The sequence below is a fragment of the Solimonas variicoloris DSM 15731 genome (assembly GCF_000382285.1).
Lineage (GTDB): Bacteria > Pseudomonadota > Gammaproteobacteria > Nevskiales > Nevskiaceae > Solimonas > Solimonas variicoloris.
This window is the reverse complement of record NZ_KB907929.1, coordinates 214,150-226,598: the sequence shown is the minus strand read 5'-3', so window position 1 is coordinate 226,598 and position 12,449 is coordinate 214,150. Positions and strand designations below refer to the sequence as shown.

Annotated in this window: 11 protein-coding genes and 1 tRNA gene; 5 read left to right on the top strand and 7 right to left on the bottom strand. The window is 64.4% G+C overall.

The annotated features are described in order from the left end of the window. Window positions 1–49: 49 nt before the first annotated feature. Together H149_RS0108745 and H149_RS0108740 are read right to left on the bottom strand one after the other, a co-directional pair. Window positions 50–463: a putative toxin-antitoxin system toxin component, PIN family gene (locus H149_RS0108745; protein WP_020649368.1), complete on the bottom strand. Its 414-nt coding sequence runs from the start codon at window positions 461–463 to the stop codon at window positions 50–52. Beyond that, a complete protein-coding gene (locus tag H149_RS0108740; protein ID WP_020649367.1) occupies window positions 463–681 on the bottom strand; it encodes an AbrB/MazE/SpoVT family DNA-binding domain-containing protein in 219 nt (72 codons plus the stop codon). The genes H149_RS0108745 and H149_RS0108740 overlap by 1 nt, the downstream gene beginning before the upstream one ends. Window positions 682–1,012: 331 nt before the next feature. On the opposite strand from H149_RS0108740, the gene mobH reads away from it, so the two are divergent. Further along, on the top strand, window positions 1,013–2,809 hold the full coding sequence (gene mobH, locus H149_RS0108735) for a MobH family relaxase (protein ID WP_020649366.1): 1,797 nt from the start codon (window positions 1,013–1,015) through the stop codon (window positions 2,807–2,809). 24 nt (window positions 2,810–2,833) lie between these two features. On the opposite strand, the gene pdxR is transcribed toward mobH, so the two are convergent. Then, window positions 2,834–4,357, bottom strand: a complete 1,524-nt coding sequence (gene pdxR, locus H149_RS0108730) for a MocR-like pyridoxine biosynthesis transcription factor PdxR (RefSeq protein WP_026353010.1) — start codon at window positions 4,355–4,357, stop codon at window positions 2,834–2,836. A gap of 102 nt (window positions 4,358–4,459) precedes the next feature. On the opposite strand from pdxR, the gene H149_RS0108725 reads away from it, so the two are divergent. The 3 genes from H149_RS0108725 (at window position 4,460) to glyA (ending at window position 8,313) form a co-directional block, all read left to right on the top strand. Next, on the top strand, window positions 4,460–5,701 hold the full coding sequence (locus H149_RS0108725; RefSeq protein ID WP_026353009.1) for a benzoate/H(+) symporter BenE family transporter: 1,242 nt from the start codon (window positions 4,460–4,462) through the stop codon (window positions 5,699–5,701). Between the two features lie 65 nt (window positions 5,702–5,766). Then, entirely contained in the window at window positions 5,767–6,999 is a 1,233-nt protein-coding gene (locus tag H149_RS20330) for an aspartate aminotransferase family protein (protein ID WP_039748486.1), read from the top strand. 42 nt (window positions 7,000–7,041) lie between these two features. Continuing rightward, window positions 7,042–8,313, top strand: coding sequence for a serine hydroxymethyltransferase (gene glyA, locus H149_RS0108715; protein ID WP_020649362.1), 1,272 nt, complete (start codon window positions 7,042–7,044; stop codon window positions 8,311–8,313). A 66-nt stretch (window positions 8,314–8,379) separates the two neighbouring features. On the opposite strand, the gene H149_RS0108710 is transcribed toward glyA, so the two are convergent. After that, window positions 8,380–8,679 carry a helix-turn-helix domain-containing protein gene (locus tag H149_RS0108710; protein WP_024889555.1) on the bottom strand — a complete coding sequence of 100 codons (300 nt, stop codon included), beginning with the start codon at window positions 8,677–8,679 and terminating at the stop codon, window positions 8,380–8,382. A 104-nt stretch (window positions 8,680–8,783) separates the two neighbouring features. On the opposite strand from H149_RS0108710, the gene H149_RS0108705 reads away from it, so the two are divergent. Then, window positions 8,784–9,407 carry a LysR family substrate-binding domain-containing protein gene (locus tag H149_RS0108705; RefSeq protein WP_020649360.1) on the top strand — a complete coding sequence of 208 codons (624 nt, stop codon included), beginning with the start codon at window positions 8,784–8,786 and terminating at the stop codon, window positions 9,405–9,407. Window positions 9,408–9,434: 27 nt separating this feature from the next. On the opposite strand, the gene H149_RS0108700 is transcribed toward H149_RS0108705, so the two are convergent. From H149_RS0108700 to H149_RS23145, 3 genes are all read right to left on the bottom strand, one after another. Beyond that, a complete protein-coding gene (locus H149_RS0108700; protein WP_020649359.1) occupies window positions 9,435–11,360 on the bottom strand; it encodes a tyrosine-type recombinase/integrase in 1,926 nt (641 codons plus the stop codon). Between the two features lie 239 nt (window positions 11,361–11,599). Continuing rightward, window positions 11,600–11,673: transfer RNA gene (locus tag H149_RS0108690), tRNA-Gly, on the bottom strand. Window positions 11,674–11,915: 242 nt separating this feature from the next. Continuing rightward, a complete protein-coding gene (locus tag H149_RS23145; protein ID WP_154654707.1) occupies window positions 11,916–12,296 on the bottom strand; it encodes a hypothetical protein in 381 nt (126 codons plus the stop codon). Between the last annotated feature and the right edge of the window lie 153 nt (window positions 12,297–12,449).

Here is a 12,449-nt window from a genome sequence, read left to right as displayed (position 1 = left end):
TACCTCATGGTCGTTCCACGGTCGTTGGGCAAGGCCGTGCCGGTTTCCTTCATGCCTGCCGCGCCGCGAATGCTTCGGCGGTCATGATCAAGCCGGGAAAGTCCTCTCGCATGGCGAGAATGTCCGCATCCCCCGTGATCAACGCATCCGCCTTGCCGACATGCGCGAGCACCAGGAACACCTGGTCCTTCTTGTCGCGGCAGACCGGCAGGTCTGGCCATGGCGCAGGCAGTTCCACCACATCGGCGTAGGGCAGAAAGTCCGCCAGCAACTCCTGCTGTTCCGAGGTCGACAGCTTGAACTTGGGATAGGCCAGGACGCGCAGGAGTTCACTGGCCGTCTCCCGGCAGACCAGCGGCTGCAACTGCTGGTGCTGCCAGGCGTGGCGTATCCAGGCCAGGCGTCCGGCACTGAAGATCAGCGCCGACAGCACGATGTTGGTGTCGAGGACGACCCTGCGCATCACTGCCGTGCCCAGGCCACGGCATCCTCAACGTCCTGCTCGGTGATCCCGAGTTGCTCCAGCTTCTCGCGCACGGCCTGGGCCTTCTGGACCCGCACCGGCGTCAGGATGATCCGGCCGCCCTCGACGGTGACGTCGAAGTACTCCGCCGCATCCACGCCGGACACGGCCGCCTTGGGCAGCGTGATCTGATTTTTCGATGTGAGCTTGGCAAGCATGGGAGGCCTCCATAAGTTTCAAAGGAAATCTTACTTCCTTACTTCATTCTCGACAAGCATGCCTTCGGGCGCAGGGGTTTCAGGGCCTGCTGCGCTTTCAGCGCCGGTTGAAACGGACTGATCTGGTGAAAACACAGTGCCTGTTCCGCTCGATCCTGGAGCGCACCGGCTCCGCATTGATTGCGGCACACGAAGCCGACTGCCCCTATATCAAAGGGCTTGTCGAAGGCCAAAGGGCTGGGGATGGAGCAAGGGAATGGCCTCAAGGGGAAAGGCCCTACCCGAAAAGGCCAAAAGGCTCCTCCGGCCAGCCCATCACCAGGATGTCGCCATGCTTTCGCTGTTCCAGCGCAAACGGGTGCCGCTGGCCACCGCCGCCGCGCCACCTCCTGCCGAGCCTGCCAAAGGGCTGACGCCACCGCAGTCGGCCGCAGCGCTGCTGGCGGAGCCGCGCCGGCAGCGGCTGCTGGAACACATCTGGCAGCGCACCTCGCTGTCGCGTCGGCAGTTCCGCTCGCTGTACCTCGCGCCGCTGGAGCGCTACGCCGAGCTGGTCCAGCAGTTCCCGGCCTCGGAGGCGTATCACCATGCATGGCCGGGCGGCATGCTGGACCACGGCCTGGAGATCGTGGCCTACGCGCTCAAACTGAGGCAGTCCCACTTGCTTCCGGCCGGCGCCTCGCCCGAGGCCCAGGCCGCGCAAGCCGAGGCCTGGACCGCCGGGACCGCCTACGCCGCGTTGCTGCACGACATTGGCAAGATCGCGGTCGACCTGCACGTCGAGCAGGCCGATGGCCTGGTCTGGCACCCCTGGCACGGGCCGCTGCGGCAGCCGTACCGCTTTCGTTACCGGACGGATCGCGAGTACCGGCTGCATGGCGCCGCCACGGGACTGCTCTACACCCGTGTGCTCGATGCCGGCATCCTCGACTGGCTGAGCGACTACCAGGACCTGTGGTCGGCGCTGCTGTACGTGCTGGCGGGCCAGTACGAGCATGCCGGCACGCTTGGAGAGCTGGTCGTCAAGGCTGACCAGGCATCGGTGGCCCTGGCGCTCGGCGGTGATCCGGCCAGGGCGATGGCGGCGCCGAAGCATGCGTTGCAGCGCAAGCTGCTGGATGGCCTGCGCTACCTGCTGCGCGAGGAATTCAAGCTGAACCAGCCCGGCGGCCCGTCGGATGGATGGCTGACCCCGGAGGCACTCTGGCTCGTCAGCAAGACGGTCAGCGACAAGCTGCGCGCGCACCTCCTGTCGCAGGGCATCGAAGGCATTCCATCGAACAACACCGCCGTCTTCACGGTGCTCCAGGACCATGGGATCGTGCAGCCCGCCCCGGATGGGAAGGCGATCTGGCGGGCCACCGTCACGAGCGGCACCGGCTGGTCGCACAGCTTTACCTTCCTGCGCCTGTCGCCGGCCTTGATCTGGGAGTCGGGCGAGCGTCCCGCACCGTTCGCGGGCACGGTCACGACGGAAGAGGCCCTCCCTGGCGATGAGGCAGCGCCGGCCTCCGCCGGCATCCCGGCCACCTCACCGTCCCCTGGGGTAGCGGATTGCCAGGCCGGGATCGCGGACCCGGTCTCCGATCTGCTGTCGGTGCTCGATGCGTCCGACGCAGCCACCACCAGTGCATCGTCCGCCAGCGCGGAACCACCATCACCATCCGCCGCCGCACCTGTGGCAGTGGCTCATTTGGCGCCGACCAGTCCTGCCGCCATGCCGGCTCCCGCGAGGGCCACGCCGTCCGGGGAAAACTTCATCGCCTGGCTCAAGCACGGCATCGAATCGCGCAAGCTCATCATCAACGATGCGAAGGCATTGGTGCATACCGTCGATGGGACGGCGTACCTGGTCAGCCCCGGCGTTTTCCAGCGCTACGTGCAGGAACATCCGGAGATCCAGGTGCTGGCCCGGCAGGACAATCTGCACGACTGGCAATGGGTGCAGAAGCGCTTCGAGAAGCTGGGACTGCACCGCAAACAGGACAGCGGCCTGAACATCTGGACCTGCGAAGTCACCGGGCCGCGCAAGTCGCGGCGGTTGCACGGCTATCTGTTGGCGACGCCTTCGACATTGTTCGCGGAAGTCCCGCCGGACAACCCCTACCTGTCCCTGACGCGGAGCTAGCAGCACGAAAGGCGCCAGCGCGCCTCATGGTGATCGGCGACACAGCGCACGCAGCACGCTTGCCAGCTTCTTGACAGCGATCTCCAGTTCATGGGGTGCATGGGCAGCAAATCCCATGAGGAAACCGGCCCCATCCCTGCCCGATGCATGGCGGCGCGATGCATGCAGCGCGGTCAGCCCCAGCAGGTCGATGCCGACCCGCCGTGCCGATTCCACCGCCTCGCGCTCGGGAATGTCGCGGATGAACACGCAAGGCATCTGCATCCCGCCAGCGGGCACCCTGGGCTCCACGAAGTCGGCCAGGTGCTGGCGCACCAGCTGCGCCAGCACATCGCGGCGTTCCGCATAGACGGCCCGCATGGTTCGCACATGGGCTCCGAAATGCCCACCCTCGATGAAGCGAGCCAGGGTGAGCTGCGGGATCGGTGCGCTGTGCCCATCCAGCAGGGTGCGGGCCACGGTCATGGGCGACACCAGAGCCTCCGGCAGCACCATGTAGCCGATGCGCAGGCCGGGGAACAGCGACTTGGTGAAGGTGCCGATGTAGATCGTGCGGCCGTGGGGGTCGAGCCCCTGTACGCATGCGGTGGGCTTGCCTTCGTAGTGGAATTCGCTGTCGTAGTCGTCCTCGATGATCCAAGCCTGGTGCTGGCGGGCCCATTCGATGACGGCCAGGCGCCGGTCCAACGCCAGCGTAGCCCCGGTTGGGAACTGGTGCGAGGGCGTCAGGAACACCGCCCGGGCGGCATTGCAAGGGGTCTGCGCCTTTGCCAGCAGGTGCGCTATCTGCATGCCTTGGTCATCCATCGGCACGGGCACGCAATCCAACCCGGCGGCGTCAAATGCCTTGCGCGCCCCGTGGTACACGGGGTCTTCGATGAAGATGCGCTCGCCAGCATCGAGCAGCACGGTGGCGCACAGGGTCATGGCCTGTTGGGAACTGGTCAGCACCAGCACGCGCTCGGGTGTGGCCTGCGCGCCTCGTTCGAGGTTGACGTAGGCGGCAATGGCGCGTCGCAACGGCTCCATGCCCTGCGGTGGGCTGTGCAGTAGCGCCAGGGTGCCGTACTCCTTCAACACCTGCCGCTGCAAGCGCTCCCAGGTTGGCAGCGGAAAGCTGCGCGTCTCCGGCACGCCGGGCGCGAAGGGGCGCGACATCAGGAAGTCGCGCACGCCGCCGCCCTGGAGCATGGCATCGCCGCGCCGGCTCAGGCGCAGGGGTGCCTTGCGATCCACGCTCGTGCGCCGTGGTCTGCCGCGCCCGGGCAGCCACCGGGCCTGCTCGGACACGAAGCTGCCACTGCCGACCCGCCGCTCAATGAAACCTTCGGCGTGCAACTGGCCATAGGCCGACTCCACCGTGTCGCGGGACACCCCCAGCGACTTCGCCAACGCGCGCGACGCGGGCAGGGGGCGGCCTACATCGAGCGCGCCATCCAGGATCAACTGGCGAATGGCCCGCTGTACCCGTGCATGCAGGGGCAAGGCGCCGTGCGCGGGGTCGCCGAGCCAGGCTTTGACGGATTCAAGTTGGGCATGTCTGAACAATTGGCAGGTACTTCATCTGAAAATTGGTGGGGAACATCATGCCATTAAAAGTCTATCGTCTCATGGTCTTTTCGTCCCCATGCCAGGAACCCACTTCAGATGATGTCGTCGGACCCTTCAGCTTCGCCCGTTCGTTGGAACGATCTCACCCATCCCGTCATGGCCGGACTGATTTCGGTCATCGTTAACTATGGCGGCACTTTCATCCTGGTGTTCCAGGCAGCCAAGGTCGCGGGCCTGAGCCCGGAGCTGACGGCCTCGTGGGTGTGGTCGATTTCCATTGGCGTGGGCGTGACAGGCATCATTTTGAGCTGGGTATCCCGCGAACCGATCATCACCGCCTGGTCCACGCCGGCAGCGGCGTTTCTGGTCACAGCACTGGCAACCACACCTTATGCCGAGGCCGTCGGGGCATACCTGATCTCGGCTGCCGCCTTTGTGCTGCTGGGCCTGTCGGGTTGGTTCGAGCGCGTTATCCGTTTGATACCGCCAGGCGTGGCTGCCGGGCTGCTGGCCGGCATCCTGCTGCAATTCGGCACTGGCGCCTTCGGCGGCTTGAGCGTCGATCCGCTGCTGGCGGGACTGCTGATCGCCGCCTATCTGGTGTTCAAGCGCTTTTCCGCGCGCTATGCGGTGGTGGGCATCCTGGTGCTGGGATTGGTATTCCTGCTGGCGCAGGGCCGCGTCGATCTGTCGGGACTGAGCCTGAAACTGGCCGCGCCGGTGTTCACCATGCCCGCGTTCTCGCTCAACGCCTTGTTGAGCGTGGCGTTGCCGCTGTTCCTCATTACCCTGACCGGGCAGTACATGCCGGGCATGCTGGTATTGCGCAATGACGGCTTCAAGACCAGCGCCAACCCCATCGTGACCATCACGGGCCTGGGTTCGCTGCTGATGGCGCCGTTCGGTTCGCACGCCTTCAACATCGCGGCGATCACCGCCGCCATCTGCACGGGCCGGGAGGCACACGAAGACCCGTCCAAGCGTTGGATCGCGGGGATGGCCGCTGGGGTGTTCTACGTTCTGATCGGCGTGTTCGGGGTGACGCTGGCCGCGGTCTTCATGGCCTTCCCGGCGACCTTCATCACCACGCTGGCGGGCCTGGCCCTGCTGGGGACGATCGGCGGCAGCCTAGCCACCGCCATGTCCGATGCCAAGACCCGGGAAGCCTCACTGATCACGTTTCTGGCGGCCGCCGCCAACATCACCTTGCTGGGCATTGGCGGGGCGTTCTGGGGGTTGGTGCTAGGGCTGGCGGCGCATGCTGTGCTCAACGGGCGGGTGCTGCTGCGGGTACGTACATCGGTCATTACGCCTACGCCTGCAAACGAGAGGGTGAAGTGATGACCGAGGCTTTCAACACACGGACTGACGGTTACGCCAACCGTGCCGAATTCGAGGAATCTCCCATGCAGACGACCGCCCCTCACCTGATGCGCGCCTACGCCCGCCAACCTGTCTCATTCGTGCGCGGTAACGGCGCGCGGCTCTGGGACGAGCAGGGCGTGGAGTACCTAGATGCCATTGCCGGTGTCGCGGTTACCAGCCTGGGTCATGCCCACCCGGAAATCGCGGCCGTCATCGCCGAACAGGCCGGGGCGCTGCTGCACACTTCCAACGTGTTCCGCATCGACTGGCAGGAGCAGTTGGGGGAACGCCTGTGTGCGCTGACCGGGATGGAAAGCGCCTTCTTCTGCAACTCGGGTGCGGAAGCCAACGAAACCGCCCTCAAGCTGGCCAGGCTGCATGCCCATCGCAGGCAGGTGGCACGACCGCAGATCCTAGTCATGGGCAACGCCTTCCATGGCCGCACGCTGGCCACGCTCGCCGCCACGGACAACGCGGCCAACCAGCAGGGTTTCGGGCCGTTGCTGCCTGGCTTTCTGCGTGCTCCCTACGGTGATATCAGCGCGGTACGCCAGGCGGCAGAACAATCCCCGGACATCGTGGCGGTGTTGATCGAATCTGTACAGGGCGAGGGTGGCATTCGGGTGGCCAGTGCCGAATACTTGCGCGAACTGCGCGCTTTGTGCGACCAGAGGGACTGGTTGCTGATGCTCGACGAGATCCAGGCCGGCATGGGGCGCACCGGCGCGTGGTTCGGATACGCGCACGCGGGCATCTCACCGGATGTGGTGACCCTGGCGAAAGCGCTGGGCAATGGCTTTCCCATCGGCGCGTGCCTGGCGCGCGGTATTGCGGCAGACCTGTTCTCGCCGGGCCAGCACGGCTCGACCTTCGGCGGCAATCCGCTGGCTTGCCGGGTGGCCTGCACCGTCCTCGACATCATGGCCCGTGACAGGATGCCCGAGCGCGCCATGGTGCTGGGCGCTCGCTTGCTGGTGGGCCTGCGCAAGGCGCTGGCAGGTCACCCGCACGTCCTCGCCATTCGCGGCCTGGGACTGATGGTGGGTATCGAACTGGACCGGCCCTGCAAGGAACTAGTTGGGCGCGCGCTGGCTGAGCAGCGCCTGCTCATCACCGTGACCCGAGACACCGTGATCAGGCTATTGCCACCATTCGTTTGCGACGAGCGTCAGATTGACGACATCGTGGTGCGTGTAGCGCGCCTGCTTTCATCGGACCTGGTTGATTGCGAGGTTTGGTCTGTTCCGGCTCAGCCGATGGACATCACCGTATGACGTCCAACCCCAACCGCTATCCGCCCGACCAGGACGCACACCATGTATGACACTTCTGTTGCCCTCGCCGATTTCGACCCGGAACTTGCCCTGGCAGTCCACCACGAAGCGCGCCGTCAGGAGGATCATGTCGAACTGATCGCCTCCGAGAACTACGCGAGCCCTTTGGTGATGGCCATCCAGAATTCGGTGTTCACCAACAAGTACGCCGAGGGTTACCCAGGCAAGCGCTACTACAGCGGCTGCGAGCATGTGGACGTGGCCGAACGCTTAGCCATCGAGCGGCTCAAGGTGCTATTCGACTGTGATTGGGCCAACGTCCAGCCCCATGCCGGCGCCCAGGCCAACGCAGCCGTGTTTCTGGCGCTGGCCAACCCCGGCGATACCGTGATGGGGATGAACTTGGCTCAGGGTGGCCACCTGACCCACGGTAACCCATCCAACTTCTCCGGCCGCCATTACAAGATCGTGCCTTATGGACTCGACCCCCTAACCGGGCTGATTGACTACGACGAGATGGAGCGCATCGCGATGCAGGCACGGCCGAAACTCCTGATCGGCGGCTTCTCCGCCTATTCGCGGCACAAGGACTGGGCACGCATGCGCGCCATCGCCGACAGGGCGGGTGCCATCTTCTGGGTGGACATGGCCCATGTCGCCGGCCTGGTGGCGGCAGGCGAGTATCCTGACCCGTTGCCCCACGCTCACGTGGTCACCAGCACCACCCATAAGACCCTGCGCGGCCCGCGTGGCGGTATCATTCTCTCGAAAGGGCAGGACGAGGGCCTTTACAGAAAGCTCGACTCCGCCGTATTCCCCGGCGTCCAGGGCGGGCCGCTGATGCATGTTATCGCCGCCAAGGCGGTGGCGTTCAAGGAGGCGCTGCAACCTGCATTCAAGGCCTACCAGCGCCAGGTGGTGGCGAACGCTCGCGCCATGGCCGCCGTGATCCAGCAGCGCGGCCACAAAATCGTTTCGGGCGGTACCGACAATCACCTGATGCTGATCGACCTGTCCGCCAGGCCCTACACCGGTAAGGATGCGGACGCGGCGCTGGCCGATGCCTGGATCACCACCAACAAGAACAGCGTGCCGGGCGACCCGCGTTCGCCGTTTGTGACCTCTGGCGTGCGCATCGGCACGCCCGCCGTGACCACGCGCGGCTTCGGCGTGGCCGAGTGCGAGGAACTGGCCGGCTGGTTGTGCGACGTGCTGGATGCATTGGAAACCGGTGGTGTTGGATTAATTGCCGTGCGGGATCGAGTAAGACAGCAGGTGGCGGATCTGTGCCGTCGCCATCCCGTCTATCAATAGGTAATCACTGACGGCAATGCGGCGCCTGCGTACTACCTCGTTGTAGGTGAGAGACGCAACGCCGACCTAGACAGCGTCTTCCTGTTTTTCGGACAGTTGCGCCTCGGTCGCAGCCATCAGTGCCGCGGCCGAGCAACCCAGCCCCTTCGCGATCCGCAGGATCAACACTAGCGTGGGCATGTGCTCGCCGCGCTCGATCTTGCCCATGTGCGATCGCGCGATACCCGCCTGTTCCGCCAGCACCTCCTGCGCCAGCGCCTTCGCGGACCGTGCCTCGCGCACGGCAACGCCGAAAGCGCGCGCTGGCTCGCTTTCATAGGTTCTTGTTCCCGCAGGTCTCCCGCGTTGCACTGATCGCTTCTGCATCAACAGAAGCGTCACGTTTCACGCGAATTTAAACCACGTTAAACTTATCTCATTGACCGATGGCACGCGGTTTTTTCCAGTGTCGGCGTTGTGCGGGTGACACGATGATCGCTTCCGATCCTTTGAACATTGCCCTGTCGGACTGCCTGGCCTATCCCAGGTTGTCGGTACCGATGGCGGTACACCGTCGGCGCTATCCGGACAACCCGATTCGTCTTCACGAAGAGCGCTTGGAGGATCAGCATCGAGGACTGCTCGCGGGGGCTTTCGAGGCAGGCCTCTGCCAATCGCCCGCAGCCCCTGAAGGCATCGATGTCCGACCCGTCTGGCGCGATGCGCTGGCATTGGCCGTGTCGGCCCATCACCCCTTGCTGGCCTTTGCGTCAGTGTCCCTGGAGCAGGCGGCCGACCACCATTGGATCGCCCTGGATGGGCGCGACTGTGTCGGCTACTGTGGGCAAATCGACTCACTGCTGACGGCAGCCGGCGTCGTCCCCTCGGCCGTCACGACGGCCACATCGTTCGGGTTGATGATGACCTTGGTGGCCGCCGGCTACGGTGTCTGCTTGGCACCCGCCACCCGCATTGAGGGCCATCGTTCCCTTGGCGTTGTCCAGCGTCCCTTGCAAGAGGGCGCGCTGACGCTCACCACGTACTTCCTGAGCCGTCGAGATACGGGCAGCGCCCGCCTGGAGCCGTTCTTCCACGCGCTCCAGGCAAGCGCCTGACCGAACTTCGGCGCGCCCCTGGCTTGATCAGTCTCCGGGCGCCACTTCGGCGGCATCGGCAGCGACGGCTTCGCGCACCAGCCGCTGCACGCTTTGCCGGACCTGCTCAGGGAACTCTGTCGTCACGACTGGCTCGCTCGCCTGCATGCACTGTGCGGCCACCAGCCGCGCGGCAAGGTGCAGGTTCGTTGGGTTGACGGCTTCGATGGCCGGCCGTGTCCCGAGAGCCTCGTACGAGCGCAGGAGTGCGTGGTAGATGTCCCAGGTGTCGACGCCCCGTGGCAGTTGCTTCAGGACAGACTGGACCAGCCTGCGCTTGAGCGGATCGAGCTGCCAGTCTGGCACGCGCTGCCCGCGGTGCCCCATGTGGATCGACAGCAGGTTGCCGGCCTGGATCTCGTAGGTGATCCAGCGGCGCGACTTGCCCGCGAGCTTGGCGTAGTCCGCCACCGAGAGGTTGTGCGGCGCCTCGAAGGTCTCCAGCACCTGCAGGCGTCCGCGCTGCACCTCCGACAGGCGCGGCCGCGCGTACTCGGGCATGCGCACGGCCGACAGCCGCTGCACCGATGCCGGCGCTTCAAGTTGGTCGGGCGTTGGCGCGGTCACGATCAGTTGCGGCGCAGTGAGGTCGACCACCGGAGACTGCACGGCCGCCTGGCCGGCGATGGTCGGCAGGCCCTGAAGCGTGATGGTCAGATGCCGGCTGGCAACCTCGACCTGGTTCTGCTCGAACAGGTCCAGACGATCGGCCCAGTCCTGCATCATGACACGGCGCTGCTCGACGTATTCGGCATGGTTGTAGGTCGCGCTGATCCTGTCTGGATCGGCATGCGAGAGCTGGGCGTCCACCCACTTCTTCGGGTAGCCGAGTTCATTCAGCGCCGTCGAGATCGTTGCCCGGATGCCATGCCCCGTGAGTTGGTCCTCGTAGCCCATGCGCTTGAGCGCGGCGTTGAGCGTGTTCTCGCTGATCGGGTTCTTCAGGCACCAGTCGCCGGGGATGAGATAAACCTGGGCCGGCTTGAAGTTGTCGAGCAGGTGGCGAACGATCTCCTGCGCCTGCACCGACAGCGGCACGATGTAGGGCGGGATGTCGATCAGGCGCTTGCGCTTCTTCCTGGTGAGCAGCTTGCGCTGCTTGAGCCTGGCCACGGGGATGATCCACAGGCCCCGGTCGAGATCGAACTGATCGGGCGTGGCGAAGCGCAACTCGCCAGTGCGCACACCGGTGAGCATCAGCAACCGCAAGCCCAATTGCGTGTTCAGGCGACCGCGGTACTTGCGCAGCGTCTGCAGCATGACTGGCAGCTCGTGCATGCGCAGGAACGGGTTGTGTTCGACCGGCGGCAATGGCAGCGCGACCACTTCCAGGTCCCTGGACGGGTTCTCGCCCATGTTGGGAATCGCCACCGTGGCGTAGGTGAACAACTGGGTAAACCAGGTCCGCAGCTTCTCGGCCACGGACAGCGAGCCGCGCTTTTCCACCTTGCCGATGATGTCCAGCAGGTGCGCGCGGGTGATCTCGTAGATGGTCAGGTGCCGCAGCGACGGGAACACGTCTTTCTTGAAGACGCGCCCGATCTGCTCCAGGCTGGTCTGCCGTCCTTCCTCCAGCGAGAGACGGCGATGGGCCAGCCATTGCTCGTAGACGGCCATGAAGGTGTGCTCGCCGGCCAGGACGATCGCGTGCCGCTTGCGCTTGCGTTCGCTGTGGGGATTGACGCCCTTGGCGAGCAGCGAGCGGGCTTCATCGCGCAGCGCGCGGGCGTCCTTCAGGGAAAGCGCCGGGTAGGTGCCGAAGGACGTCCGGTCGCGCTTGCCGCCCCAAGAGAAGCGGAAGTGCCATGCCTTTGCACCGGTGGCTGAAACAAAGAGGGAAAGGCCGTCTGTGTCGGCCAGGGTGTACGGTTTGCCGGTCGCCTTGGCTTGGCGAACCGTGAGGTCCGAAAGCATGATCCCAACTCCTTGAAAGCGAGTTGAGTGCCATGTTTCCCATCGAGCCCCGGCTCCCCCAGCAACAATGCGGAATCGGGAAGCTCCGCATTGAGATGTACCACTTAATGTACCGGTTTTGACCGGCTGTCAGTAGATTTCGCTGGACGTCACTGGAACGGATTTTCTGGAAAAATCGAACCGTGACAATGACTTGCAACACTCCATGGAGGTCCTTGGAACACCGTGGAAAGTTGAAGTGGAGCGGGTGATGGGAATCGAACCCACGCTATCGGCTTGGGAAGCCGAAGTTCTACCATTGAACTACACCCGCGCAGGGCTGGCATTGTAGAGCAGGCGTGGGGCGGAACGTCAAAAACGGATGCCGTACGTCAATTAACCCCGGATTCCAAAGCCACCTGCTACTGGGGGACGTCGGCTGACGTCAGCTATTCGGCGGGGGATTACCGTCCACGGGCATCATGCTCCTCATGGCTGGCCGTGATTGCAGCAACGGGGGCCTGAATCAGGGGTTATTCAAACCTTCCCTAACTGATCCGGGCGAGGATCTTTTAACTATCCCTTGGTCGTCGAAAGGATCAAGTCACGGATGGTGATGCCTTTGGTTCGCAGACTCTTGACGCCCCGACTCCGAAGCCACGCCTCAAGATCTTCTTGGCCTTTGCCAAGTGCCCAGGAATCCATCGCCTGCAAGGCTGAAATCGAGTCTTCGAGTCTCAGGATTTCAGGCCGAATGCCAAAGCACTTTCCTACGACTTGAAGCACTTCTGAGGCTTCATCTTGACTAACGCCTTCAGGTAGACCTCGCAAAATCTGATCTGCCGCCATTGGTTCGCGGCCGCGCATCCATTTTTGCCGTGAATGATGGCGGCCTGCGAAATAAGCTGCGGCGGCCACCGCGACAACGCCGCCGAGAAAACTAGCTCCAACGTCCATGGCTAGTTACCCCCGCAGCCGCAGCTCGATCCTGCCCCATTTTGTCCGGAACCATCCTGCCCTGAGTTGCCCTGCGAATCATCCGACCGAGCTTGATACAACCCGTTTGCCAGAATTCCGACGACGTCCCCCCGCGTTCAGTAGCAGGCGGCT